26 protein-coding genes and 3 pseudogenes are annotated in these 23,084 nt (G+C 72.3%); 21 read left to right on the forward strand and 8 right to left on the reverse strand.

Features of this window, described 5'->3' with window-relative positions:
• On the forward strand, nucleotides 1-752 hold a 752-nt coding region (locus AB0J04_RS38475; RefSeq protein ID WP_363173289.1), incomplete at its 5' end, for a ricin-type beta-trefoil lectin domain protein.
• Between the two features lie 174 nt (nucleotides 753-926).
• On the forward strand, nucleotides 927-1,583 hold the full coding sequence (locus AB0J04_RS38480) for a DedA family protein (RefSeq protein WP_363173291.1): 657 nt from the start codon (nucleotides 927-929) through the stop codon (nucleotides 1,581-1,583).
• Nucleotides 1,584-1,622: 39 nt separating this feature from the next.
• Here AB0J04_RS38480 and AB0J04_RS38485 read toward each other — a convergent pair whose 3' ends face one another.
• Complete coding sequence (locus AB0J04_RS38485; RefSeq protein WP_363173292.1) at nucleotides 1,623-2,150, reverse strand: gamma carbonic anhydrase family protein; 528 nt, start codon at nucleotides 2,148-2,150, stop codon at nucleotides 1,623-1,625.
• A gap of 119 nt (nucleotides 2,151-2,269) precedes the next feature.
• Here AB0J04_RS38485 and AB0J04_RS38490 point away from each other — a divergent pair, with 119 nt between their 5' ends.
• On the forward strand, nucleotides 2,270-3,067 hold the full coding sequence (locus AB0J04_RS38490) for an acyltransferase (protein ID WP_363173293.1): 798 nt from the start codon (nucleotides 2,270-2,272) through the stop codon (nucleotides 3,065-3,067).
• Between the two features lie 484 nt (nucleotides 3,068-3,551).
• On the opposite strand, the gene AB0J04_RS38495 is transcribed toward AB0J04_RS38490, so the two are convergent.
• On the reverse strand, nucleotides 3,552-4,409 hold the full coding sequence (locus AB0J04_RS38495; RefSeq protein ID WP_363173294.1) for a DMT family transporter: 858 nt from the start codon (nucleotides 4,407-4,409) through the stop codon (nucleotides 3,552-3,554).
• Nucleotides 4,410-4,543: 134 nt separating this feature from the next.
• Here AB0J04_RS38495 and AB0J04_RS38500 point away from each other — a divergent pair, with 134 nt between their 5' ends.
• Both AB0J04_RS38500 and AB0J04_RS38505 read left to right on the forward strand, forming a co-directional pair.
• The gene (locus tag AB0J04_RS38500; RefSeq protein ID WP_363173295.1) at nucleotides 4,544-5,116 is read left to right on the forward strand and encodes an XRE family transcriptional regulator; all 573 of its coding nucleotides are present in this window, start codon (nucleotides 4,544-4,546) and stop codon (nucleotides 5,114-5,116) included.
• Between the two features lie 220 nt (nucleotides 5,117-5,336).
• Nucleotides 5,337-5,894, forward strand: coding sequence for a YbaK/EbsC family protein (locus tag AB0J04_RS38505; protein WP_363173296.1), 558 nt, complete (start codon nucleotides 5,337-5,339; stop codon nucleotides 5,892-5,894).
• Nucleotides 5,895-5,896: 2 nt separating this feature from the next.
• Here the strand turns inward: AB0J04_RS38505 and AB0J04_RS38510 are convergent, their stop codons facing one another.
• A complete protein-coding gene (locus tag AB0J04_RS38510; protein WP_363173297.1) occupies nucleotides 5,897-6,994 on the reverse strand; it encodes a cation diffusion facilitator family transporter in 1,098 nt (365 codons plus the stop codon).
• An 80-nt stretch (nucleotides 6,995-7,074) separates the two neighbouring features.
• On the opposite strand from AB0J04_RS38510, the gene AB0J04_RS38515 reads away from it, so the two are divergent.
• Nucleotides 7,075-7,434, forward strand: coding sequence for a metalloregulator ArsR/SmtB family transcription factor (locus tag AB0J04_RS38515; protein WP_363173298.1), 360 nt, complete (start codon nucleotides 7,075-7,077; stop codon nucleotides 7,432-7,434).
• A gap of 15 nt (nucleotides 7,435-7,449) precedes the next feature.
• Here AB0J04_RS38515 and AB0J04_RS38520 read toward each other — a convergent pair whose 3' ends face one another.
• Both AB0J04_RS38520 and AB0J04_RS38525 read right to left on the reverse strand, forming a co-directional pair.
• The gene (locus AB0J04_RS38520; RefSeq protein WP_363173299.1) at nucleotides 7,450-8,658 is read right to left on the reverse strand and encodes a 4-hydroxybenzoate 3-monooxygenase; all 1,209 of its coding nucleotides are present in this window, start codon (nucleotides 8,656-8,658) and stop codon (nucleotides 7,450-7,452) included.
• Between the two features lie 44 nt (nucleotides 8,659-8,702).
• Nucleotides 8,703-9,110, reverse strand: coding sequence for a CoA-binding protein (locus tag AB0J04_RS38525; RefSeq protein ID WP_363173300.1), 408 nt, complete (start codon nucleotides 9,108-9,110; stop codon nucleotides 8,703-8,705).
• Nucleotides 9,111-9,223: 113 nt separating this feature from the next.
• Here AB0J04_RS38525 and AB0J04_RS38530 point away from each other — a divergent pair, with 113 nt between their 5' ends.
• From AB0J04_RS38530 to AB0J04_RS38555, 6 genes are all read left to right on the forward strand, one after another.
• Nucleotides 9,224-9,973 carry a hypothetical protein gene (locus AB0J04_RS38530; RefSeq protein ID WP_363173301.1) on the forward strand — a complete coding sequence of 250 codons (750 nt, stop codon included), beginning with the start codon at nucleotides 9,224-9,226 and terminating at the stop codon, nucleotides 9,971-9,973.
• Entirely contained in the window at nucleotides 9,970-10,518 is a 549-nt protein-coding gene (locus AB0J04_RS38535) for a histidine phosphatase family protein (RefSeq protein WP_363173302.1), read from the forward strand. Before AB0J04_RS38530 ends, AB0J04_RS38535 begins: the two co-directional genes overlap by 4 nt.
• 322 nt (nucleotides 10,519-10,840) lie before the next feature.
• Entirely contained in the window at nucleotides 10,841-11,467 is a 627-nt protein-coding gene (locus AB0J04_RS38540; protein ID WP_363173303.1) for a YigZ family protein, read from the forward strand.
• A 300-nt stretch (nucleotides 11,468-11,767) separates the two neighbouring features.
• Entirely contained in the window at nucleotides 11,768-12,232 is a 465-nt protein-coding gene (locus AB0J04_RS38545; protein ID WP_363173304.1) for a hypothetical protein, read from the forward strand.
• A gap of 176 nt (nucleotides 12,233-12,408) precedes the next feature.
• On the forward strand, nucleotides 12,409-13,572 hold the full coding sequence (locus AB0J04_RS38550) for an exonuclease SbcCD subunit D (RefSeq protein ID WP_363173305.1): 1,164 nt from the start codon (nucleotides 12,409-12,411) through the stop codon (nucleotides 13,570-13,572).
• Nucleotides 13,569-16,601, forward strand: coding sequence for an SMC family ATPase (locus AB0J04_RS38555; protein ID WP_363173306.1), 3,033 nt, complete (start codon nucleotides 13,569-13,571; stop codon nucleotides 16,599-16,601). The genes AB0J04_RS38550 and AB0J04_RS38555 overlap by 4 nt, the downstream gene beginning before the upstream one ends.
• Here AB0J04_RS38555 and AB0J04_RS38560 read toward each other — a convergent pair.
• Complete coding sequence (locus AB0J04_RS38560) at nucleotides 16,562-17,008, reverse strand: Lrp/AsnC family transcriptional regulator (protein WP_328483234.1); 447 nt, start codon at nucleotides 17,006-17,008, stop codon at nucleotides 16,562-16,564. The genes AB0J04_RS38555 and AB0J04_RS38560 overlap by 40 nt on opposite strands.
• A 147-nt stretch (nucleotides 17,009-17,155) precedes the next feature.
• Between AB0J04_RS38560 and AB0J04_RS38565 the strand changes: the two genes are divergently transcribed.
• Nucleotides 17,156-17,617, forward strand: coding sequence for a rhodanese-like domain-containing protein (locus AB0J04_RS38565; protein ID WP_363173307.1), 462 nt, complete (start codon nucleotides 17,156-17,158; stop codon nucleotides 17,615-17,617).
• 61 nt (nucleotides 17,618-17,678) lie between these two features.
• Here the strand turns inward: AB0J04_RS38565 and AB0J04_RS38570 are convergent.
• Nucleotides 17,679-18,455, reverse strand: a pseudogene (locus AB0J04_RS38570) (S41 family peptidase); the annotation flags it as partial.
• A 19-nt stretch (nucleotides 18,456-18,474) separates the two neighbouring features.
• Here AB0J04_RS38570 and AB0J04_RS38575 point away from each other — a divergent pair.
• The 7 genes and pseudogenes from AB0J04_RS38575 (at nucleotide 18,475) to AB0J04_RS38605 (ending at nucleotide 22,331) form a co-directional block, all read left to right on the forward strand.
• Nucleotides 18,475-18,888, forward strand: coding sequence for a DDE-type integrase/transposase/recombinase (locus AB0J04_RS38575; RefSeq protein WP_363173308.1), 414 nt, complete (start codon nucleotides 18,475-18,477; stop codon nucleotides 18,886-18,888).
• A 25-nt stretch (nucleotides 18,889-18,913) separates the two neighbouring features.
• A pseudogene (locus AB0J04_RS38580) lies at nucleotides 18,914-19,099 on the forward strand (hypothetical protein); the annotation flags it as partial.
• 34 nt (nucleotides 19,100-19,133) lie between these two features.
• Nucleotides 19,134-19,355: pseudogene (locus AB0J04_RS38585) on the forward strand (Tn3 family transposase); the annotation flags it as partial.
• Nucleotides 19,356-19,476: 121 nt separating this feature from the next.
• Complete coding sequence (locus AB0J04_RS38590; RefSeq protein ID WP_363173309.1) at nucleotides 19,477-19,806, forward strand: PadR family transcriptional regulator; 330 nt, start codon at nucleotides 19,477-19,479, stop codon at nucleotides 19,804-19,806.
• Between the two features lie 2 nt (nucleotides 19,807-19,808).
• On the forward strand, nucleotides 19,809-20,189 hold the full coding sequence (locus AB0J04_RS38595) for a DUF1048 domain-containing protein (protein WP_363173310.1): 381 nt from the start codon (nucleotides 19,809-19,811) through the stop codon (nucleotides 20,187-20,189).
• A 263-nt stretch (nucleotides 20,190-20,452) separates the two neighbouring features.
• Nucleotides 20,453-21,688, forward strand: coding sequence for a serine hydrolase domain-containing protein (locus tag AB0J04_RS38600; RefSeq protein ID WP_363173311.1), 1,236 nt, complete (start codon nucleotides 20,453-20,455; stop codon nucleotides 21,686-21,688).
• A gap of 217 nt (nucleotides 21,689-21,905) precedes the next feature.
• Complete coding sequence (locus AB0J04_RS38605) at nucleotides 21,906-22,331, forward strand: recombinase family protein (protein WP_363173312.1); 426 nt, start codon at nucleotides 21,906-21,908, stop codon at nucleotides 22,329-22,331.
• Nucleotide 22,332: 1 nt separating this feature from the next.
• On the opposite strand, the gene AB0J04_RS38610 is transcribed toward AB0J04_RS38605, so the two are convergent.
• Nucleotides 22,333-22,575 (reverse strand): hypothetical protein, encoded by a 243-nt coding sequence (locus AB0J04_RS38610; protein WP_363173313.1) that lies wholly within the window; start codon nucleotides 22,573-22,575, stop codon nucleotides 22,333-22,335.
• On the opposite strand from AB0J04_RS38610, the gene AB0J04_RS38615 reads away from it, so the two are divergent.
• Nucleotides 22,574-22,723, forward strand: coding sequence for a hypothetical protein (locus tag AB0J04_RS38615; RefSeq protein WP_363173314.1), 150 nt, complete (start codon nucleotides 22,574-22,576; stop codon nucleotides 22,721-22,723). The genes AB0J04_RS38610 and AB0J04_RS38615 overlap by 2 nt on opposite strands.
• Nucleotides 22,724-23,084: the final 361 nt, after the last annotated feature.

The following is a 23,084-nucleotide window of genomic DNA, read 5'->3' on the forward strand; positions in this document are numbered from 1 at the left end:
CCCGGGAGGCCGAGGCGGCCGACGGCAGGCTGCGCAGCCCGGACACGGGGCTCTGCCTCGACGTCCCCGGCGGACGGGCCGAAGCCGGTGCGCCGATCGTCCTCGCGCCGTGCTCGCAGGCGACGTCCCAGCGGTGGTCCTACCTGGACGACGGTCTGCTGCGCAGCGTCGCCGACCCGACGCTCTGTCTGACCGCCGACCCCGGCCGCCGGACGGCCGCCCTGGGGCGGTGCCTCGTGCACTCCGGCGAGACGTTCTTCGACCTGACGGTCCGCGGCGAACTCCTGCTGCGCAGGGACGGGAACCTGGTCGTCGCCCGCGGCGCGGGCGGGTCGGGAAAGGCCGTCGTCGTCACCGAGCGGGACGGCTCCGTCGGGCAGCGGTGGGTGTTCGACACGGCCGTCGCGGCGGCGGGCGAACCCGGCCCGGAGGCGCGGAAGGCGACGGAGCCGCCGGGTTCGGGCGCCTCTGACGCCCCGGGTTCCCAGGGCTCCCCGGATGGGCAAGCGCCGCCGATACCGGGGCCGATACCGCGCAGCGCCCCGCCCCTCGCGCCCGACGACGTCCCGGGTGCCGCCGAACCCGCCCCGTCCGCACCGGAGTTCCGGACGAGGGTCGCCCAGGTGGGCTGCTGCGACACGGCCCCCGACCCGGCCGGGACACCGGAGGCACCCCATGTGTCCGCTGCGCTGACTGAAGTCGTCGGGGGCGTGATCGAGTCGCTCGGCCACCGAGCCGCGGGACCGCAGTGAACCGGCGGTGAGACCGCGGTGAGACCACGGTGAACGGAAGGAGGGGCCGCCCGAGGGGAGCGGCCCCTCCCTTGTGCAGCGCGCTACACCACGGGACCGACCTGACCCGGCCGACCCGGTAGGCTGCCCGGGAACGCAAGGCTGCCCCAGGACGTCAAACGGGAGGAACCCGCGGTGCACGTGCAGGAATGGCTCGACACGGTGCCCGCGGCCGCCGTCTACGCCGTGGTCGGCCTGGTCATCGGGTTCGAGAGCCTCGGCATCCCGTTGCCGGGGGAGATCATCCTGGTCTCGGCCGCGCTGCTGTCCTCCCAGCACGGCGGGATCGACCCCGTCATCCTCGGCGCGTGCGCGACCGCCGGCGCGGTGATCGGCGACTCCATCGGCTACGCCATCGGCCGCAAGGGAGGACGCCCGCTGCTGGCCTGGCTCGGCAAGAAGTTCCCCAAGCACTTCAGCGAGGGGCATATCGCCACCGCCGAGCGGTCCTTCGAGAAGTGGGGCATGTGGGCCGTCTTCTTCGGCCGGTTCGTCGCCCTGCTCCGCATCTTCGCCGGCCCGCTCGCGGGCGTCCTGCACATGCCGTACTGGAAGTTCCTGATCGCCAACGTCCTCGGCGGCATCGCGTGGGCGGGCGGCACGACGGCGGTCATCTACTACGTGGGCGTCGTGGCCGAGTCCTGGCTGAAGAGGTTCTCGTGGCTGGGGCTGGTGCTGGCGGTGCTGATCGGCGTGGGCTCGTTCCTGGTCGTCAAGCGCAAGGCCCAGAAGGCGCAGGCGCAGGGCGCTTCGCGCGAGACGGAGGCGGAGCCGGTCGCGGCTGCCGAGTGATCGGCGCTCAGCGTCCCGCGTTCAACGTCCCGCAGCCCCCTAGTCGTGGATCTTCCCGTGGGCCTTGGCCAGGTCCGCGTAGAGGGTCCCGTTCAGGGTGACCCCCTGACGCTCCTCCTCCGTCAACTCCCGCTTGACCTTCGCCGGGACTCCCGCCACCAGTGACCCCGGCGGGACCTCCATCCCCTGGGGTACGAGCGCCTGCGCGGCGACCAGCGAACCGGCCCCGATCACCGCCCCGTTGAGCACGGTCGCGCCCATGCCGACCAGGCAGTCGTCCCCGACCGTCGCCCCGTGCACCACGGCGTTGTGGCCGACGGAGACCCGCTCGCCGATGGTCACCGGAAAACCGGGGTCGGCGTGCAGCGTCACGTTGTCCTGGATGTTGGCGTGCCGGCGGACGGTGATCCGCTCCACGTCACCCCGCACGACGGCCCCGTACCAGACGCTCGCCCCCGCCTCCAGCGTCACGTCCCCGATCACCGAGGCGGTCGGTGCCACGAACGCCTCCGCGTCGACCTTGGGTTCCCTGCCGCCGATGCCCACGATCAGCGCCTTGTGCGTCATTGCCGTCTCCTCACGTTCACCTCGTGCCGCTGGTCTCCGGCACCGTACGCCACCTCGTGGGGCGAAGATCACAGGGCTCCCGTCCCTTGGCCGCACCGCGTGCTGAGTACGGTGAGCGGGTGCCGAAGCGCAGGAACACGTTCTCATCATGGCCGCGCCGCCTGGGGCAGCGGGCCGTCCACGCGGGTTGGGCCTGGGTGCAGCGCACGGGCTCCGTCACCGCCGAGCACCCCGGACGGTTCCGCTTCGGCTCGATGGGCGAGGGCACCCGGCTGGCCTTTCCCCTCGGCACGGTGTTCGGGGAGCCGTGGATCCACCTCGGCGCGCACTGCATCGTCGGCGAGCAGGTCACCCTGACCGCGGGTCTGATGCCCGACCTCGACCTCGGCCCCGACCCGATCCTGCGCCTCGGCGACGGCGTGGTCCTCGGCCGGGGCAGCCATGTCATCGCCGACACGACGGTCACCATCGGCAGCGACTGCTACTTCGGCCCCTACGTCTATGTGACCTCCACGAACCACTCCTACGACGACCCGCACGAGCCCATCGGCAAGCAGTGGCCCCGCATGGAGCCCGTGGAGATCGGCCCGGGGTGCTGGATCGGCACGGGCGCGGTGATCCTGCCGGGTGCGCGGATCGGCCGGAACGTCGTCGTCGCGGCCGGAGCGGTGGTGCGCGGCACGGTCCCCGACCACTCCGTGGTCGCGGGCGCGCCCGCGAAGATCGTCCGGCGCTGGACCCCCGCCGAGGGCTGGCAGCCGCCGCTGCGCACCCCGCCCCCGATCCCGATACCGGACGGCGTCACCTCGGACCAACTGGTCGCCCTCTCGGAACTGGACGAGGAGACGGCGGCGAGACTGGCCGACCTCGACGACACGACCGCGTCCCACCTCGCCCGCCTGGAACCGGAGAGCTGAACGAACCCGGCGGGGCCGGGCGCCCCACCCGCGGCCCGACGGATCCGGGCCGCGCGTCCGGTCCGGCGGGGGTTGGTGGCGGGCCGGGTTCGGTGGAGTTTGTGGGGTGAGTGGGTTCGGCGGGGTTGGGTGGCTTGTCTGGGCCTGGTGGTCTGGCGGCTGAGCTGGCCCGCTGGATCCCGTGGGGTGAGTGGGTCCGGCGGGGTTGGGGGCCTGCCTGCGGTGTGACGGTTCTGGGCTGTGCGTCCGGTCTGGCGGGGGTTGGTGGCGGGCCGGGTTCGGTGGAGCCCGTCGGCTGATCTGGCCCGCCGGGCTCGGCGGCTCGGCCGGCTCGGTGGCGCTCGTGGGCTGACCTGACCGGGTTCTGACGGGGTTCTGGCGAGGCTCTGACGGGGGTCGACCGGTGGGTGCCGCGGGTCGGCAGGTCCGGTCTGGGCCGACAGGGCCCGGGAGCCGGACGCCTGCGGTGGGCGGAGGCCGAGCGTCAGCCCGTTGCCAGGAGCAGGGTGCCCACCAGGGCCAGTCCCGCGCCCGCCGCCTGGATCGCGCGGATGCGCTCCCGTAGGAAACCGCGGGCAGCCACGGCCGTCACCACCGGGTAGAGCGAGCCGAGGACGGCGGCCACCGTGACCGGGCCGTGCTGCGCGGCGATGGCGTATGTGCCGTTCGCGGCGACGTCGGCCAGGCCGACCAAACCGAACGCCGGCAGCGCGGTCCACGCCAGACCGCCCTCGGGGAGCGCGGGCGCCCCGCGCCGGACGGCCGCGCACAGCGCCGCACCGCCCGTGGCCACATTGAAGACGCGCTGCACGAACAGCGCGAGGAACAGGCCCGTGACGGTCGTCGACGCCTCGGTGATCAGGACGAACACCGTGCCGAAGCCCAGCGCCGCGACCAGCGTGAGCAGCACGGCCTGCCGTTGTACCGGCGCGCCTCGCAACTGCGGCCCGCCCGCCAGGACGACCCCGACCACCGCGACCGCGATGCCCGCGAACTGGACCGGCCCCGGGCGTTCGCCGAGGAACAGGCCTACGGACACCGGTACCGCCACGCTCAGCGTGGCCAGCGGGGAGACGACCCCCATCGGCCCGAGGGCGAGCGCCTTGTAGAAGGAGAACAGGGCGACCGGACCCACCAGCCCGGCCGCGACCGCGAACCACAGGCGTGGCCCGGCCTCGCTCCAGCCGCCGGTGGCGACCACGATCACGCCGAGGACGACCGCCGCGATCGACTGCGAGACCACGACCACGGTGAGCGCCGGGGTCCGTCGCGTCAGCAGCCCGCCCCCGAAGTCGGCCAGACCCCACAGGAGGCTGGTGGCCAGGGCGAAGAATGCTGTCACGGGTCCCTCGCAGTACAGTTCGGTGCACGATCGGGTGCACCACACCGTAGTTCAGGAAAGTGAACCCTGTCATCCAGAATAATGGACTCCGGTACGGGTGGTACTGGGTGCTGTCGGATGGAATTGGACGGAACTTGTCGGATCTCGACCTGCTGACCCAGTCCCTGGCGCGCAACGTCAAGCACTGGCGCGCCGTGCGGGGCTTCACCCTCGATGTGCTCGCCGCCCGCGCGGGCGTCAGCCGCGGCATGCTGATCCAGATCGAGCAGGCCCGCACCAACCCGAGCATCGGGACCGTCGTCAAGATCGGCGACGCGCTCGGCATCAGCATCACCACTCTGCTCGACTACGGGCAGGGCCCCAACGTCCGGATCGTCCCCGCCGAGCAGGCCGTGCGGCTGTGGCACACCGACGGCGGCAGCTACAACCGGCTCCTGGCCGGTACGGAGGCGCCGGGCCCGCTGGAGATGTGGGACTGGCGGCTGATGCCCGGCGAGGGGAGTCCGTCCGATCCGCACCCCGCCGGCACGGTCGAGCTCCTGCATGTCACGGCGGGCGAGCTGACCCTCACCGTGGACGGCGTCGAGTACCGCGTCCCGGCCGGTTCGAGCGTCTCCTTCGAGGCCGACGCCCCGCACGCCTATGGCAATCAGGGCGAGGCGCCGATGGAGATGGTGATGGCGGTCTCGGTCCCGCCTGTGCCCTGAGGCCCCCGCCCGTGCCCTCGAGCCCGCGCCCGTGCCCCGAGACGCCTGCCCGTGCCCCGAGACGCCTGCCTTGCCCCGAGCGTCTGCCCGTGCCCCGAGACGCCTGCCTTGCCCCGAGCGTCTGCCCTGCCCCGAGACGCCTGCCCGTGCCCTGAGGCACCCTTGCGGGACCTGTACGGCACCCGTCCGGTGGCCTGTGCGCGGCTGTCAGCGTGCCGTCATGCGTGCACCCATCGGTCACTTCGACACCGCCCTCCCCGCCCCCGACTGCGTCGACGAGCTGACGGCCCCGGTCGCCGCCGCCGTACGCGACTGGAGCGGCGGCGTGCCCGCCGACCAGCTCGTCTACGTCGACACCGACCCGCAGTGGGCCGACACCGCCGTCTTCGTGGAGCACTACGGCCGCGAGCTGCTGGAGCAGTCCGCGAACTGTGTGGTGGTGGCCGGCAAGCGGGGCGGCGAGACGACCCTCGCCGCGTGCGTCGTCCTGTCCACCACCCGGGTGGACGTCAACGGCGTCGTCCGCCGCCAACTCGGCGCCCGCAAGGCCTCGTTCGCCGCGATGGACACGGCGGTGGGGGAGACCGGCATGGAGTACGGCGGCATCACCCCGATCGGACTGCCCGCCGACTGGCCGGTGCTGGTCGACTCCGCCGTCCTCGACCTGCCGTACGTCCTGGTGGGCAGCGGACGCCGACGCGGGAAGCTGCTGGTGCCGGGCAAGGCGTTCGCCGGACTGCCGGGCGCGGTGGTCCTGGACGGGCTGGGCGTCGCCTGACCTCAGGCCGCCATGTGGTGGGCGAGGGCGTCGTGCGGATCCGCCTCGCCCGGCGCCGGCGCCGGATCCGCGTGCACCAGGGCCGCCGTGAGCCGCGGTACGGCGTGCAGCAGGGCGTGTTCGGCGTCCACGGCGATCGCGTGCGCCTGGCGTACCGTCACCTCGCCGTCCACGACGACCGCCACCTCCGCGCGCAGCCGGTGCCCGATCCAGCGCAGCCTCAACTCGCCCACCGAGCACACCCCTTCGACCTCCCGCAGAGCCCGCTCGGCCCGGTCCACCAGCGCCGGGTCCACGGCGTCCAGCACCCGCCGGAACACCTCGCGCGCCGCGTCCCGCAGCACGAGCAGGATCGCCGCGGTGATCGCCAACCCCACGATCGGGTCGGCGAGTTGCCAGCCGAGGGCCGAGCCGCCCGCGCCCAACAGCACGGCCAGCGAGGTGAATCCGTCCGTGCGGGCGTGCAGTCCGTCCGCGACCAGCGCGGCCGAGCCGATGTCCCTGCCCACCCGGATCCGGTGGCGGGCCACCCACTCGTTGCCCGCGAAGCCGACGAGCGCGGCCGCCGCGACCGCCGGGACGTGCGTGACGGGACGCGGATCCAGCAGTCGGTCGATCGCCGCCCATCCCGCGAAGGCCGCGCTCGCGGCGATCGTCAGCACGATCGCGAGGCCCGCGAGGTCCTCGGCCCGTCCGTAGCCGTAGGTGAAACGGCGGGTGGCCGCCCGCCGGCCCAGCACGAAGGCGATCCCCAGCGGTACGGCCGTCAGGGCGTCCGCCGCGTTGTGCACCGTGTCGCCGAGCAGCGCCACCGACCCGGACAGCGCCACCACGACCGCCTGCGCGACGGCCGTCACGCCCAGCACGGCCAGCGAGACCCACAGCGCGCGCATGCCCCGGGCCGAGGACTCCAGCGCCGGGTCCAGCTTGTCGGCGGTCTCGTGGGAGTGGGGGGTGAGGAGATGCGCGAGGCGGTGGCCGGGGGAGGGGCGGTGATCCGGGTGCTCGTGCTCGTGCTCGTGCGCGTGCGCCTCGTCGTGGTGGTGCGCGTGTCCGTGCTCACGGCCGTGCCCGTGTTCGTGGTCGTGCGGCTCGCTCACGTCGATCCCCTTCCGGTTCCGGCGGCTCCGGTCGTACGCCGAGGTGGACGCGTGTGTGCCCACGACGCCATTATGTGCGTATGAGCGCACGCATGCACCTGTCACCTGCACACCATGCGCATCCGCGCACCCCCGGCGAGGAGCAGTTCGCCCTCGCCGCCGAGCTGCTCGCCCTGCTCGGCGACCGCACCCGCCTCACCCTGCTGCACGCGCTGACCTCGGGCGAGGCCGACGTGACGACGCTGACGGAGGCCTGCGGGGCGGCCCGGCCGGCCGTCAGCCAGCATCTGGCGCGGCTGCGGCTGGCCGGGCTCGTGAACACCCGCAAGGAGGGCCGGCGGGTGATCTACGCGCTCTCCGACGGCCATCTGCGCCGACTGCTGGACGAGGCGCTGAACGTGGCCGACCACCGCCTCGGCGACCAGCCGGTGCACGACTGACCCCGGTCGCGTGGCTCAGTAGCGCTCGGCCGTTCCGAGGTACTGCTCCGCGAAGGCGGCAGCGGCGGCGGGCGAGGTGAACAGGCGGCGCAGCCGGGCGAACGTGGTGCCCGCGCGGAACGAGTCGCCGGCCGCGGCCCCGTGGTAGACCTCGGACAGCCACTGGGAGAACTCCTGGTAGTCCCACACCCGGCGCAGACACGCCTGCGAGTAGCCGTCCAGCCCGGCGCCGTCGCCGCCGTCCAGGTACGCGACCAGCGCGTCGCCCAGCAGGAACGCGTCGTGCAGCGCGAGGTTCATGCCCTTGGCGGCGATGGGCGCGACGAGGTGGGCCGAGTCCCCGGCCAGAAAGAGCCGCCCGTACGTCATCGGCTCGACCACGTAGTCGTGCATGTCCAGGACGCGCTTCTCGATCAGCGGCCCCTCGGTGAGCGCCGGTGCGTCCGCGCCTGCAAGGCGCTGGTGCAGTTCGGACCAGACACGGTCGTGGGACCAGTTCTCCGGGTCGTCGCCGGGCGGACACTGGAGGTAGTACCGGGTCACCTCGGGGCTGCGGGCCATGTGCCCGGCGAACCCGTTCTGATGGACGCCGAACAGGACGCAGTCGGAGGACGGCGGCGCCTCGGCGAGCAGCGCCAGCCAGCCGATGCCGTAGTCGTGCCGCGCGACCCGGGCGTGCTGTGCCGGCAGCGCGGCCCGGCTCACCCCGCGCGCCCCGTCCGCACCGACGACGAAGTCGCAGCTCAGCAGTCGTCGTTCAGCCGTGTCCGGGCAGGTGTACGACACCGAAGGGCGGGCCGTGTCGAGATCGTGCAGTTCGACGTCGCCCACCGAGAAGCGGGCGTCGCCGCCGCGCACGTCGACGAACTCGTGGACGAGGTCCGTCACCAGCAACGGCTGCGGATACACCCAGTGGTGATGTCCCGTCAGATCGGCGTAGGAGAAGCGGTACCGCTCGCCGCCGAAGCGGAACTCGCACGCCGAGTGCCGCTGGGCGCGCTCCAACAGCTGGCCGGCCAGGCCCCGTTGCCGCAGTCCGCGGACGGCCCACTCCTCGATGACGCCGGCACGTGGCCGCTGCTCGATGAACGCACGACTCTCCGTCTCCAGGACGACGCAGTCGACGGACGCGGCCCGCAGGATGTTGCCGACGGTGAGACCTGCGGGCCCCGCGCCCACGACCACGACCGGAGTGTGGTGGGGGGAAGGGGAGTTGGTGGTCACCCGCACATTATGGGCGCAGGGTGTCCCGGTGACCGGCCGGTGCGTCAGCCCAGCCGGGGAATCTCGATCGCCGGGCAGCGGTCCATGACCATCTCCAGGCCCGCGGCCCGCGTCCGCTCGTAGGCCGCCTCGTCGACGACGTCGAGCTGGAACCACACCGCCTTCGCCCCCTTCGCCACCGCCTCGTCGGCGACGGCGCCCGCGAGGTCGCTGTTGACGAAGACGTCGACGACGTCCACCTCGAAGGGGACGTCCGCGAGGGAGGCGTATCCCTGCTCCCCGTGCACCGTCTCCGCCTTCGGGTGGACCGGCACGACCCGCTTGCCGAAGCGCCGCAGCACTTCGGCGACGCCGTAGGCCGCGCGCCCACGGTTGGTCGACAGGCCCACCACGGCCCAGGTGTCGCCGAGCCCGGTCAGAATCTTGCGGATCGTCGCCTCGTCGCCGTACACGGCGGCCTCCTTGCGTTCGGGCAGGAACGGTTCCCTCCCTCAGAACAGTCCCCGACGGCCCCCGATTCCACCTCCTGCCTGCAAATCCGCCCTCACCCGCCTAGGCTCGCCCCGTGCTGCGCATCATCGACGTCCGAACCGGCGAAGCCGTCGTCGCCGCCCCCGTCCGGCGGGGCCTGACCCGGGTGGAGGCGCATGCCTCGGGGTACGGGGCCGGGTCGCTGCGGGTCCTGCTCGTCGCCGACCTGCTCGTCCGCGCGCTGGAACTCGGGGGTACGCCCGTCTGGACCCTGTTGACCGGCGAGCGGGACCAGGCGGAGCTCCGGGCGGGGGCCACCGCCCTCGGCATGCACCCCTTCGAGGACGGCCGCGATCTCGGCGCCGGAGCGGGCGTCGGCGAGGCGCAGGTGCTGCATGTGGTGGGCGAGGACGGCCCGGCCCCGGACGGGGTGAGCGTCGCGGTCGCCCCGGCGGAGGGGGCCGTGCCGGGCGGACGGACGGCAGGCGCCGCGTCGGACGTCGACCCCGCCGCCCTGCGCCTCGCCCTCCTTTCCCGGCCCCGCACGGAGCCCCTGCGGCTCGACGCCGGCGCACTGGGCGAGGCCCACGACACCCTCGTACGCTGGAGGAGGGCCGTCGCCGACTGGGCGCGACGGCCGTCGCGGCCGGTTCCCGACGACCTGCGCGGGCGGCTGCGCACCGCCTGGGAGGACGATCTGGACGTGCCCGAGGTACTGCGCGTACTGCGAGGGGTGGCGGACGCCGGCCCCGAACTGCCGGACGGCGCTCGCTTCGAGACGTACGCCTACGCCGACCGGCTGCTCGGCCTCGAACTCACCCGCGAACTGGGAGCCCCGGCGTGACGGGGCCCGGCGGCGGGACACCGCTGCGCCGGCTGGTGGTGCTGCGGCACGCCAAGTCGGCCTGGCCGGAGGGCGTCCCCGACCACGAGCGGCCGCTCGCACCGCGGGGCCGCCGGGACGCGCCCGCCGCGGGCCGCGCGCTCGCCGAGGCCGGCTGCGTCCCTGACCTCGCCCTGTGCTCCACCGCCGTCCGCGCCCGCGGAACCTGGGAGCTGGCCGCCGCCCGGTGGGACGCGCGGCCCCCGGTGCGCTTCGACCCCCGGCTCTACGGGGCCGACGTGCCCGAGCTCCTGGACGTCGTCCACGAGACGCCGACCGAGGTCGAGACGCTGCTGCTGGTCGGGCACAACCCCGGCCTGGAGGAACTGGTCCTCGACCTGGCCGGGGACGGCCTCGACGACGCCCTGGACGAGGTCCGGCTGAAGTTCCCGACCTCGGCCGTCGCCGTCCTGGCCTGGTACGGGCCCGACTGGCGCGCCCTGACCCCGGGTACGGCCCTGCTGACGTCGATGACCGTACCGAGAGGCGAGAAGCCGCGCGCTTAGGGCCTGTCCGGCGGATCAAGTCGCAGGAGAGCGAGGGTGCCTGATCAACGCAGGGGAGCGGCGCGCACCCGCGCCGCTCTCCCGCACCCGGGTGCCGGTCGTCCTGCGCGCTCCCTGCGATCGGTGGGGGGCGTGCTCACCACCGTCGGTCACGACTGTCGGTCACGACTGTCGGTCACGACTGTCGGTCACGACGGTGGATCACGACGGAGGGTCACTCCGCACATCGTCGCCCGCACCCGCACCCGCACCCGCACCCGCACCCGCGTCGACGGCGATCCGGCGAATCGGCGAACCGGGGATCACCGCATAGGCTGACCGGATGCAGGACGAGTACCGCACAGTCGCCCACGCGGGCGTGCACGAGACCGAGGTCAACCGCTCGCGCTTCCTGTGCGCCCTCGCCCCGGCGGCCACCGAGCAGGAGGCCCAGGACTTCGTCGCGTCCGTCCGCAAGGAGCATTCCGACGCCACCCACAACTGCTGGGCGTACGTCATCGGCGCCGACGCCTCGGTGCAGAAGGCGAGCGACGACGGCGAGCCCGGCGGCACCGCGGGCGTCCCGATGCTCCAGATGCTGCTGCGCCGCGACATGCGCTACGTCGTCGCCGTCGTCACCCGCTACTACGGCGGCGTCAAGCTCGGCGCGGGCGGGCTCATCCGGGCCTACGGCGGAGCGGTCGGCGAGGCCATCGACACCCTCGGCACCCTCACCCGACGCCGCTTCCGGCTGGCCACGGTGACCGTCGACCACCAGCGGGCCGGCAAGGTCCAGAACGACCTGCACTCGACGGGCCGCGAGGTACGGGACGTCCGCTACGCCGAGGCGGTCACCATCGAGATCGGCCTCCCGGACGCCGATGTGGACGCCTTCCGCGCCTGGCTCGCGGACGCGACGGCGGGGACCGCCGTGTTCGAACCGGGCGGAGAGGCGTACGGCGACGCGTGACGCGCGCCGGAACGGCAAACCCATGGGCGGCATTGCCGTGTCCATGGATTGTTCACCTCGAATTCTCTTGCGATTCGGGATGTGCTGGTCTTTCCCTCCCTTTGCCTTCGACGGGCGATTGCTTGATCGTTTTGTTGCTGGAGAGTCCGGGGGAGGACTGGGGATGACGGTTCCGAGACGGGGCCGCGCCGCTGCCTGCGCAGTGAGCGCCGTTGTGGGTCTGACATTGCTGGGCGGGATGGTGTCGGCCCTTACGGCGCTGTCTCGATCGACATCGGGGCCCAGGAGAGGTTCTTCTCCGTGGGGATCCACGAGTCCGACGTCGAATGGGCGGCGGGAGCGACCGAGGACGTCGACGAGGCGCTTCGGGCCGTTGCCGGCTGGCTGGATCGAGAACCTCTCGACGACTTCGTGTCGGAGTTCCCGTTCATGGAGCCGGGGAGGCCGGCGCGCGCATTCGCGGAGGGAAGGGTCGCCGAAGCCCAGTGGCAGGACCTGCTGGATTCGGAGTACCCGACGGGCGGCCGGCAACTGCTCGTCGATCTCGCTCCCTTCGGAGAACTGCGCGTCTTCTTTCCCGAGATCAGCTACGAAGACCTTCGCTTCACCATGCCCCCGCCCGGGCAGGGCGACCGCGTGTTCCGCGCTCGCAGAGACGGGCCGGGATTCCGGGTGGAGGAATCCGGGCCGGAGCGCCGGGAGTACGCCCTTGACACGCTCGACGAACTGGCCCGTCACGTCGTCGAGTTCTTCGCCTCCCGCTGACCGAGTCCTGTCGGTCGAATGAACGTGAAGGCCCCATCGGACGTCGGCGACGCTCCGGTGGGGCCTTCGTGGGTGGCTGGAGGAGCTAGCGTGGTGGGTGTTGACGACGAGCCGTACGGGTTCGTGCCGGTTCCAGAGGCGCAGTAGGGGCAAAACGTGCAGTTCAGGGGGATTTCATGAGGATACTGCACACGTCCGACTGGCATCTGGGCAGGTCGTTCCACCGGGTGAGCATGCTCGGCGCCCAGGCCGAGTTCATCGCCCACCTCGTCACGACCGCGCGTGAGCGCGACGTGGACGCGGTGATCGTGTCCGGCGACGTGTACGACCGCGCGGTGCCCCCGCTCGCCGCGGTCGAGCTCTTCGACGACGCGCTGCACCGGCTCGCCGACCTCGGCGTGCCCACGGTGATGATCTCCGGCAACCACGACTCGGCGCGCCGGCTCGGCGTCGGCGCCGGGCTCATCGGCCGTGCGGGCATCCACCTGCGGACGGACCCGACCGCGGCCGGAACCCCCGTGGTCCTCGCCGACGCGCACGGCGACGTCGCCTTCTACGGCCTGCCCTATCTCGAACCCGCCCTGGTGAAGGACGAGTTCGGCGTGGAGAAGGCCGGCCACGAGGTCGTGCTCGCCGCCGCCATGGAGCGCGTCCGCGCCGACCTCGCCGCACGCGCGCGTGGTACGCGCTCGGTCGTGCTCGCCCATGCCTTCGTCACCGGCGGCGAGCCCAGCGACAGCGAGCGCGACATCACCGTCGGCGGGGTCGCCTCCGTGCCCGCCGGGGTCTTCGAGGGCGTCGACTACACGGCGCTCGGGCATCTGCACGGCTGCCAGACCATCGGCGAGCGGGTGCGCTACTCCGGCTCCCCGCTGCCGTACTCCTTCTCGGAGAGCGCCCACCGCAAGACCATGTGGCTGGTCGACCTCGGGGCCGCCGGGGAGATCACCGCGGAGCGGATCGACTGCCCGGTCCCGCGCGCGCTGGCCCGCATCCGGGGGCCCCTGGAGGAGCTGCTCGCCGACCCCGCGCTCGCGCGCCACGAGGAGGCGTGGGTCGAGGCGACGCTGACCGACGCCGTCCGCCCGGCCGACCCCATGGCCCGGCTCACCGAGCGTTTCCCGCACACGCTCAGCCTCGTCTTCGCCCCCGAGCGCGCACCCGACGACCCGGACGTCTCGTACGCCCGCCGCCTCGCCGACCGCAGCGACCAGGAGATCGCCGAGGACTTCGTGGCCCATGTGCGCGGCGCCGGGCCCGACGCCCGCGAGCAGGGCGTGCTGCGGGACGCCTTCGACGCGGTTCGCGTGGACGACGCGGTACGGGAGGTGGCGCGGTGAGGCTGCACCGGCTCGACCTGACGGCCTTCGGCCCCTTCGGCGGCTCCCAGAGCGTCGACTTCGGCGAGCTCTCCGCCGCCGGACTCTTCCTGCTGCACGGACCGACGGGCGCGGGGAAGACCTCGGTCCTGGACGCCGTGTGCTACGCGCTGTACGGCTCCGTGCCCGGCGCCCGGCAGGGCGGCAGCGGTCAGGGCCTAGGCCTGCGCAGCGACCACGCCGAGCCCGGCACGCGCACCGAGGTCGTCCTCGAACTCACCGTCGCGGGACGCCGGTTGGAGGTCACCCGGCAGCCGCCCCACGAGCGTCCAAAGAAGCGCGGCCGCCCCGGAACCACCGTCGAGAAGGCCCACAGCGGGCTGCGCGAGTACGACGCGGTCGCCGGCGCCTGGAAGGACCTCAGCCGCTCCCACCAGGAGATCGGCGAGGAGATCACCCAGCTGCTCGGCATGAGCCGTGAGCAGTTCTGCCAGGTCGTGCTGTTGCCCCAGGGCGACTTCGCGCGCTTCCTGCGGGCCGACGCCGAGGCGCGCGGCCGACTGCTGGGCCGCCTGTTCGACACCCAGCGGTTCGCCGAGGTCGAGAAGCGGCTCGCCGAGCGCCGCCGCACGACCGAGGCACGCGTGCGGGAGGGCGACTCCGCGCTGCTCGCCGACGCGCACCGGATGCAGCAGGTGGCCGGGGACGCCATGGAGCTGCCCGAGCTGGCTCCCGGTGAACCGGGCCTGGCCGAGTCGGTGCTGGCCGCGGCCGCCGTCGCCCGCAGCACCTCCCGCGAGCTGCTCACGCACGCCCACTGCGGCCGCCTCGCCGCCGAGTCCGGGCAGGCCGCGGCGGAGCGCACGCTGACCGACGTCCGTGAACTCGACCGGTTGCAGGGGCGGTTCGGGCAGGCGCAGGAGCGGGCCCGGCTGCTTCAGGAACGGGCCGGCGCGCATCGGGAGGCACAGACGCGGATGGAGCGGGGGCGCAAGGCGGAGGCGGTGGCGCCGACGCTGGAACTGCGCGAGGCCGCCGACGCCGAGCACGCCAGGGCGTCCGCACGAGCGGCACACGCGCGTGCCCTGCTCCCGGAGGGGTTCACGGACTCCTCGGCGGCAGGGCTCGCCGCCGCCGCCCGCCGGGCCGCCGAGGAGCTGGGCGGGCTGGAGTCGGCCCGCCGGGGCGAGCGGCGGCTGGCCGATCTCGCCGCCGAGCTGACCGGGCTGGACCGGCAGGAGCGGGACGACGAGGAGGTCCTGGCGGAGACCGAGGCCTGGCTCGCCGGCTGGGACGCGACCCGCGTCGGGCTTCAGGCCCGTATCGAAGCCGCCCAGGAGGCCGCCACCCGCGCCGAACAGCTCGACGGCCGGCGCGAGCCCGCGCAGAAGCGGCTCGCGGCCGCGCGACGGCGCGACGAGCTGGCCCGGGACCTGGAGGCGTCCCGGCAGCAGGCCCTCACCTCCGGCGAGCAGGCGCAGACGGCCCGCGCACACTGGCTCGACCTCAAGGAACAGCGCCTGAACGGCATCGCCGCCGAACTGGCCGCGACGCTGACGGACGGCGAGGCCTGTGCGGTCTGCGGAGCCCTCGAGCATCCGGCCCCGGCCCGCAAGGACGCCGGGCACATCGACCGCGAGGCCGAGGAACAGGCTCTGGCCGCCTCCCGGCGCGCCGACGAGCGGCACGCACAGGGCGAACGCGCTCTCGGCGCCGTGCGGGAAGAACTGGCGGCAGCCGCCGCCGAGGCGGGCGACACCCAGACGGACCGGCTCGCCGCCGAGGCACAGGAAGTGGAGTGGACCTATGCGCAGGCCCGCCGGGACGCCTCCGCGCTGCATCCCGCGCGCGAGGAACTGCGCCAGGCCGAGCAGGAGCACGAACGCCGGACGGCCGCGCAGCGCGAAGCCGAGGTGAGGGCCGCGTCCCGGGTGGGCCACCGGGAGCGCCTGGAGGCTGAACGGGCCGCGCTGGAGGAGGAGTTGACGCTGGCCCGGGGAGCGGCGGAGAGCGTCGCCGCACGGGCCGTCCAGTTGGAGGAGCAGGCGGCACGGCTCACCGAGGCGGCCGACACCGCCCGCGTCGCCGACGAGAGCGCCGAGCGGCTCAAGGCCGCCGACGGACGCCTCGACGAGGCCGCGTTCCGGGCCGGTTTCGACACCCCGCAGGCCGCAGCCGGCGCCCTCCTCGACGACACCGCCCACCGCGAGCTGCAACGGCGGCTGGACGCCTGGCAGTCCGAGGAGGCCGCCGTGCGCGCCGTCCTCGCCCAACCGGACACCGTGGCGGCGGCCCAGCGCCCGCCCGCCGACGTCACGGCGGCCGAACGGTCGGCGGCAGCCGCGGCCGAACGCCTGCGCGCGGCCGCCTCCGCCCAGGACGCCGCCGCCCGCCGCTGCACCGAACTCGACCAGCTCTCCGCGCGCGCGGAGAGCGGCGTCCGCCGGCTCGCGCCCCTGCGTGACGAGTACGACCGTGTGGCCCGCCTCGCCGGTCTGACCGCCGGCACCTCCGCCGACAACGAGCGCAAGATGCGGCTGGAGGCGTATGTCCTGGCGGCCCGTCTCGAACAGGTGGCCGCCGCCGCGTCGGTACGGCTCCAGCGCATGTCCTCCGGGCGGTACACCCTCGTCCACTCCGACGACCGGGCCGGCCGCGGGCGCAGCGGGCTCGGGCTGCATGTCGTCGACGCCTGGACCGGGCGTGAACGGGACACGGCCACGCTGTCGGGCGGTGAGACGTTCTTCGCCTCGCTCGCCCTGGCCCTCGGTCTCGCCGACGTCGTCACCGACGAGGCGGGCGGGGTCCGCCTCGACACCCTGTTCATCGACGAGGGGTTCGGCAGCCTCGACGACCAAACGCTCGACGAGGTCCTCGACGTCCTCGACTCGCTGCGCGAACGCGATCGCAGCGTCGGCATCGTCAGCCATGTCGCCGACCTGCGGCGGCGGATCCACGCGCAGCTGGAGGTCGTCAAGGGGAGATCGGGGTCGGCGGTGCGGCAGCGGGGCTATCGGCCGAGCGGGCGCCGGGGGAGCGGCGAGGAGTAGACGACGCTGGTCGTGACCGATCCCAGCGCGCCGATCTTCCCCGACACCTCCTCCAGATGGCGCATCGAACGGGCGGTGACCTTGATCACGAAGCAGTCGTCGCCCGTCACATGGTGCGCCTCCAGGATCTCGGGCGTGACGGCCACCAGGTCGTGGAACGGCTTGTAGTTGCCGTTGGGATAGCGCAGCCGTACGAACGCCAGGATCGGCAGCCCCAGCCGCTCGGGGTCCACGACGGCCGCGTACCCCTGGATGACGCCCGCCTCCTCCAGCCGCCGCACCCGCTCGGTGACGGCGCTCGGCGACATCGCCACGGCACGCGCCAGGTCGGCGAAGCTGGCCCGGCCCTCGCGCTGGAGGACCTCGAGGATGCGCCAGTCCGTGGCGTCCGGGGAATACGCGGTCATGGACGACAGATAGCAGGGGAATCCCCGGCGGAGCAAGGTCCACGCCGTGGATTGCCCCTTCAGGGAGATGATCATCGGGCGTAGATTTCTGGTCATCGGAAACCAGTCAGAACCGGCACGGATCACTATCGCCCCGGAGGCCCCGCGATGACCGCCACGACCACCGTCAACCCCGTTCTGCGCGTCGCCCCCGCCGCCCCGGCCGAGGCCGCCGCCTACTTCCGGGCGAGCCTCGTCTTCCACGCCGACGTCTCCGACGTGGCCGCGGCCCTCGCCGCCGACGGCGACCCCGGCTTCGTCGTCCTGGACTCCCGCTCCACCGAGTCCTGGGACCAGGGCCACATCCCGGGCGCCGTCCATCTGCCCACCGCGCTCATCCCCGAGCAGGCCGCACAGCTCCTCGACCGCGGCGTGCCGGTCGTGACGTACTGCTGGGGCCCCGGCTGCAACGGCGCGACCCGCGCGGCGCTCGCGCTCGCCGAACTCGGCTACCAGGTCAAGGAGATGCTCGGCGGCTTCGAGTACTGGGCGCGCGAGGGCTTCGTGTACGACGGCCTCGGTACTGGTGGGCTCTCGTATTCAACTGTCGCGAGATGTCGGTGCTGCTGAGCGTGGTAGTGACTTTCCGTGATCTCCAGCGGGTTATCCCCCCAGTCCCGCTGCTCCTGCGTCAGCTCGTGGCGCCGCCGTAGTTCCGCAGGACGTTCAGAGCCCTGTCGAAGGCCGAGTCCCTCTTCTTGTCGAACTCCTCCTTCGTGAAGACCGGCTCAGTGAGGTGCGGCGGAATGCCCGTGCCGTCGAAGGTCCTGCCCGACCGGGTCAGGAACTCCTCGTTCGGCAGCCAGGCCGACATGCCGTTGGGGAGCTTGCGCAGCATGACGTCCGAGAAGACGCCCTGTGTGGGCTGCCCGATCCGGACCGTCGTGTCGGGCCGGTCCATGAGGGCCTGGGAGAAGGTCTCCCCCGCGCTGACGGTCGAGCCGCCGGTCAGCACGGCGACCGGCCCGGTGTAACGGGGGCCCTGGACGGGCGTGACATACGCGGGCTGGGGGCGAGTGTGGCGGGTGGGGTCGGCGGGGTCGTTGCGGGCCCGCTTGGAGTAGGCGAGGTAGGGGGTGTCCGTGAGGCGCTCGGCGATGTGGATTCCCAGGGCGTCGGAGCCGCCGCCATTGATCCGCAGGTCGATGACCAGGCCCTTCAGGCGCTGGGTGCGCTCCTGGCTGAGGACCGTATCCAGCGCTCTGTCGAGCTGGGCCAGCTGGGCGGCGTAGGGGGCTCCATCGCCCGCGTATCCGCCGAAGCCGGAGATCCGCAAATAGCCCTGCCCGCTGGGGAGGTCGGCGTAGGTGATCCGCCCGTTGGCGAAGTCCTGGAGGTTCCGGGCGTCCTTGAGGTCGTGCGCCACGATGAACTTCTTGACCTTGGTGTCCAACTCCTCGGTGGGCAGGAAGAAGGTCGAGCGGCTGATGCGCAAGCACCGGATCGTCGGGATCACCCGCCGTCGGCGTCGGGGCCTGACTCGGCAGGCGAAGCGGGCGGTGTTCGCGCTCGACCTGATCGGCCGGGACTTCACCGCGCCCCGGCCTGGGATGCGGCTCGTCGGCGACATGACTGAACTCAGCACGCTGGGAGGGAAGTTGTATCTGGCGACCTGTATCGATCTCGCGACGCGAGAGGTGGTCGGCTGGGCGATGGCCGATCACCACCGCGCCGAGCTGCCGGTCGCCGCCCTGCGGATGGCGGCCGGGCGTGGCGGCCTGGAGCAGGGTCGCGTCATGCATACGGATCGCGGCTGCGAGTACACGAGTGACGAATTCCGCAGCGAAATACGCAAGTTGCGCATGAGGCAGTCGATAGGGCGGAGTCGGCTCTTGTTATGATAATGCCGCCGCGGAAAGCTGGTTCGCCATCCTGAAAGCGGAGATCGGGACGACCATGTGGGAGACCCGCGAGGCCGCCCGGGCCGACGTTTTCCGCTACGTCGAGGTCGAGTACAACCGCAGCCGGCTCCGTCGGCACCCCGACTACGGGTACGTCACCCCGCTCGAAACGAGATCCTTGCTCAGGCAGAACCTCGCCCCGGCAGCGTAAACACCCGCTGTCCAGTTCGCGGGGGGAACTTCACTGGACCACGAAGTGCATCGACGCTGCCGTCGCCCAGCTCCAAGCCGAGGGCCATGAGATCCGCGAGGAGGACATCGCCCGGCTCTCCCCGCTCAAGCACCGCAACCTCAACCTGCTCGGCCGATACGGCTTCACCGCCTCCACCCCCGCCGCTGGCTTCCTGCGTCCGCTGCGCAACCCGGACGCCCCCGAGCTGGATGAGGACGACGACGGCGCAGAGTAATCCCGGATGGGACGGTGCAGCTCGGGCCACCGCCGCTATTCCTTCTTGCTAAGTACCGGTAGTCAGCGTTACTGTGTACCAGTACTCAACGGCGCTAACTAGCGCGGGAAGGAGGTATTCCATGGCCAAGCTGCTCAGCGAGATGCTCAAGGGGACGCTCGAAGGCGTCATCCTCGCGTCCCTGTCCGGCCGGCCCGCCTACGGCTACGAGATCACTACGCGGTTGCGGGAGCAGGGGTTCTCCGACCTCGCCGAAGGGACCATTTACGCGCTGCTGCTGCGGATGGAGAAGCGCGGTCTCGTCGACGTGGAGAAGGTCCCCTCGGAGAAGGGGCCGCCACGCAAGGTGCACTCCCTCAATGCCGAGGGGCGCAAGTACCTCGAAGAGTTCTGGCAGACCTGGAACTTCCTCACACAACGGCTGGAACAGCTACGCGAAGGAGACAAGTGACCATGTCCGACACAGAGAAGAGCGGCATCATCGCGAAGATGATCGGGCCCAAGAAGCGCTGGAGGGCCTACAAGGCGCGTGTCGCGGAACTCCCCGAGAACTACCGGGCCGCGGTCGAGGCGATCGAGCGGCACCTGATGCATTTCGTCCCCACCGACGGCGACGCCAACGCGTCGATGTTCGAAGATCTCGCGGATCTGTTTGAGCAGGCCGCGGTCAACGGGACGCCGATCCGAGAGGTCGTCGGCCAGGACCCGACGGAGTTCGTCAAGGAGTTCGCCGAGAACTACTCGGACGGTGGCTACGTCCCCGCCCGTGCCCGCCGGCAGCTGACCGACAGCATCGAGCGCGCGACCGGCGAACAGGCCGGAACGGAAGGCTAAACGCCCTGACGGCGGCCAGGCGCAACGCGTCCAGGGCCGCCCCTTCCCTCCGCTGCGGTGCTGCGCGGCCACCGGACATGCCCGCCAGGCCGCCCCTCGCCACCCGCCCACGGCTGCAAATGAGCCAGCAACTGTCATGAACGGCTCAATGACTGCTGCCCGCACGGTTGCACGCCAGCCACCCCAGATCCACCCAGGTACAGCCCATGAGCGCCACGCCGTGACGCTCACGCAAGAGCGACACCTACTTGAGGACATCCATGATGACCAAGAACAACAACGGCTTCTCCGAGGCCGGACTGGGCAAGCTCCGTGAGGTACTGGCACGTCACGTGGAATCCAACAAGATTCCCGGGCTCGTCGCCCTGGTCGGCCGCGGCGAGGAAACCCACGTCGAAGCGCTCGGAACGATGCGCCATGACAGCAGCGAACCGATGCGCCGGGACACCATCTTCCGCATGGCCTCGACCACCAAACCGGTCGCGGTCGCCGCGACCATGGTGCTGCTGGACGACTGCCGACTGCGACTTGACGACCCCATCGATCGATGGCTCCCTGAACTCGCCGACCGGCAGGTCCTCAAGCGGCCCGACAGCCCGCTGGGCGACACCGTCCCGGCACGACGCCCGATCTCTGTGCGGGACCTCCTCACCTCCACCAGTGGGCTCGGGCTGGACATGACAGCGATGGGCTCCCCGATGATGAGCGCCTACTTCGAGCGCAAGGTCTACGGCGAGAACGGATGGCTGCTGCCGGCAGTCGAGCCCGATGAGTGGATACGCCGTCTGGGCACCCTTCCGCTGATGTACCAGCCCGGCGAGCGGTGGCTGTACAACGTCAGCGACGACCTGCTCGGAGTGCTCGTGGCCCGCGTCACGGGACAGCCCTTCGAGACGTTCCTGCGGACACGCATCTTCGACCCGCTGGGCATGAAGGACACCGCGTTCTACGTCCCCGCCGACAAGATCGACCGGCTGCCGCCGCTGTACGCGCCCGACCCTCAGACCGGCGAGTTCACCATCGAAGACCCGGCCGAGGGCGGACGGCACAGCACGCCCCCGGTCTTCCCGTCCAGCGGCGGCGGACTCGACTCCACCGCCGACGACTACCACGCCTACTTCCGCATGCTGCTCAACCACGGCAAGCACGGCGCCGAACGCATCCTGTCCCGGCCCGCCGTCGAGCTGATGACCACCAACCGCCTCACCCCCGAGCAGGCGGCCGCCCGGGAGACCTGGGCCCGCAACGTCGTCCACCTCTCGCACGGCCAGGGACAGCATGGCGGCTGGGGCTTCGGGATGGCGGTGCGCACCTACCGCGGCGACTACGCGCCCGTCGGCCAGTTCGGCTGGGACGGCGGCGCCGGCACCACCACCTACGCCGACCCGCACAACCAGCTCGTCGGCATCCTGCTCACCCAGACCGGGATGTCCACACCGGACTCGGCACGGCTCATCCACGACTTCTGGACCACCCTCTACCAGGCCATCGAAGACTGATCCGCCACTCACCGGGTCGGCCTGACGAACCTCACAGGTCGCCCACCCGTCCCGCGTGTCGTCAAACGATCGAATGACGACAGGCGCGACGGAGGTCCAATGGACCCGGGGATCCTGGGGCCTGACGACGGCTCAGATCCAATCGGATCCGATGACGGCTGAAGACAGGGTTTGATGACAGTCCGGGTCCGATGCGCCGACAGAAGCGGGGAAGAGCGTGGCCAATCTGGTCTACAAGCGGGTGTCGACCGACCAGCAGTCGACCGCCCGGCAGAACCTCGTCCTGGACGAGGCCGGGATCGAGGACCCGGTCGTCTTCGAGGAGGACCCGGGTACCTCCAGCCGCCTCCACCCGCTCCAGCGGCCGAAGTTCCGCGCGCTCCTCGACTACGCACGGCCCGGCGACACCGTGCACATCTCCGAGATGTTCCGCCTCGTGCGCGGCACCGGGCACATCCTCGACGTGCTCGACGTCCTGCACCGCGACCGCCTCGCCCTGCGCATCCACGACGGAGCGTTCTCCGCGATGGACCTCACCGCCCGCCACCCGCGCACCGGTGAGCTGCTGTCCACCGTGAAGTTCATGGTGCAGACACCCTCGCCGCCGCCGGCGAACTCCAGCGCGACCTTCAGCGCGAGCTGACCTACGACGGACTGCGGGCCGCCAAGGCCAAGGGCAGCAAGGGCGGACGCCGCCCCGCCGCGGCGGCCGCGAAGACCGAGACCGTGCGTACCGCGTAGCTGGAAGGCCGCTCCATCGCCGCCCTCGCCCGCGAGTACGACGTCAGCCGGGGCGCCATCCGTACCGCCGTCGCCGGCCTCCTGCCCGACCACATCGCCTTCGAGGAGGACGCCCCCGCCCCGGAACTGCCGGTCACGCTCGACATGCCCGGCAAGGTCGCCGACTTCCTCCGGACCTCCGAGCTGGAGCCCGCTGAACGGGCGGCGCTCGACCAGGGGGTGATCGTGCGGCGCGGCCAGGGCTACACCCTGCGGGTCACCGCCGTCCCGGCCGTGCACCACCGGCTCCTCTGACCGCTGCCAGCCGCTCGACGGCGGCTCGGGGGCTTCGGCGGTCCCGGCCCAGCGCAAGGCCCGCCGCGAGTACGAGAACCGCGTCAGCACGCTCGCGCCGATCGGACCATGATCGTTCTCGGCGCCAGCCGCTGTACCGATGTTCCCGGAGGCCGTACGAGACCTGGGAGAGCCGCGAGCGGCGCGACGTCGACCCTCCCCCACGCTCGAACAGGACTCGCGCGGGGGCACCCCCATCGGCTCCTGTGGACGCGGCGAACTGCGGCTGCTAGTGCCGCGGCAGGCAACGTTCGCCCCGTCGCGACGCCCGGCACGCACTCTCGCCGCACCGGCCGAAAGCCCAAGTACGTCCAGTACGAGG

The sequence above is a fragment of the Streptomyces sp. NPDC050263 genome (genome assembly GCF_040655955.1).
Classification (GTDB): Bacteria; Actinomycetota; Actinomycetes; order Streptomycetales; family Streptomycetaceae; genus Streptomyces.

Excerpts from the sequence above, each read along its gene's own strand:
- AB0J04_RS38590 (WP_363173309.1), top strand. The coding sequence starts at position 19,477 with ATGGCCAAGCTGCTCAGCGAGATGCTCAAGGGGACGCTCGAAGGCGTC.
- AB0J04_RS38600 (WP_363173311.1), top strand. The coding sequence starts at position 20,453 with ATGACCAAGAACAACAACGGCTTCTCCGAGGCCGGACTGGGCAAGCTC.
- AB0J04_RS38575 (WP_363173308.1), top strand. The coding sequence starts at position 18,475 with ATGCGCAAGCACCGGATCGTCGGGATCACCCGCCGTCGGCGTCGGGGC.
- AB0J04_RS38550 (WP_363173305.1), top strand. The coding sequence starts at position 12,409 with ATGAGGATACTGCACACGTCCGACTGGCATCTGGGCAGGTCGTTCCAC.
- AB0J04_RS38560 (WP_328483234.1), bottom strand. The coding sequence starts at position 17,008 with ATGACCGCGTATTCCCCGGACGCCACGGACTGGCGCATCCTCGAGGTC.
- AB0J04_RS38565 (WP_363173307.1), top strand. The coding sequence starts at position 17,156 with ATGACCGCCACGACCACCGTCAACCCCGTTCTGCGCGTCGCCCCCGCC.
- AB0J04_RS38595 (WP_363173310.1), top strand. The coding sequence starts at position 19,809 with ATGTCCGACACAGAGAAGAGCGGCATCATCGCGAAGATGATCGGGCCC.
- AB0J04_RS38615 (WP_363173314.1), top strand. The coding sequence starts at position 22,574 with ATGCCCGGCAAGGTCGCCGACTTCCTCCGGACCTCCGAGCTGGAGCCC.
- AB0J04_RS38485 (WP_363173292.1), bottom strand. The coding sequence starts at position 2,150 with ATGACGCACAAGGCGCTGATCGTGGGCATCGGCGGCAGGGAACCCAAG.
- AB0J04_RS38610 (WP_363173313.1), bottom strand. The coding sequence starts at position 22,575 with ATGTCGAGCGTGACCGGCAGTTCCGGGGCGGGGGCGTCCTCCTCGAAG.
- AB0J04_RS38515 (WP_363173298.1), top strand. The coding sequence starts at position 7,075 with ATGAGCGCACGCATGCACCTGTCACCTGCACACCATGCGCATCCGCGC.
- AB0J04_RS38540 (WP_363173303.1), top strand. The coding sequence starts at position 10,841 with ATGCAGGACGAGTACCGCACAGTCGCCCACGCGGGCGTGCACGAGACC.
- AB0J04_RS38505 (WP_363173296.1), top strand. The coding sequence starts at position 5,337 with ATGCGTGCACCCATCGGTCACTTCGACACCGCCCTCCCCGCCCCCGAC.